The sequence below is a fragment of the Pseudoduganella guangdongensis genome, from assembly GCF_009857475.1.
Lineage (GTDB): Bacteria > Pseudomonadota > Gammaproteobacteria > Burkholderiales > Burkholderiaceae_D > Rugamonas > Rugamonas guangdongensis.
In genome coordinates this window covers 1-255 of sequence record NZ_WWCJ01000080.1, presented here as the reverse complement: position 1 = coordinate 255, position 255 = coordinate 1, and the positions used below count along the sequence as shown (strand labels likewise).

The following is a 255-nucleotide window of genomic DNA, read 5'->3' as shown; positions in this document are numbered from 1 at the left end:
GCTTACGGCGTGCGGGCTTTTCACCCGCATTATCGCTACTCATGTCAGCATTCGCACTTCTGATACCTCCAGCATCCTTTACAAGACACCTTCGCAGGCTTACAGAACGCTCTCCTACCATATCCTTGCGGATATCCGCAGCTTCGGTGACTGGCTTAGCCCCGTTACATCTTCCGCGCAGGACGACTCGATCAGTGAGCTATTACGCTTTCTTTAAATGATGGCTGCTTCTAAGCCAACATCCTGACTGTTTTA

The 255-nt window shown here is 50.6% G+C and carries 1 rRNA gene; it reads right to left on the bottom strand.

Features of this window, described 5'->3' with window-relative positions:
* Nucleotides 1-255, bottom strand: a 23S ribosomal RNA gene (locus GTP41_RS28200); the annotation flags it as partial.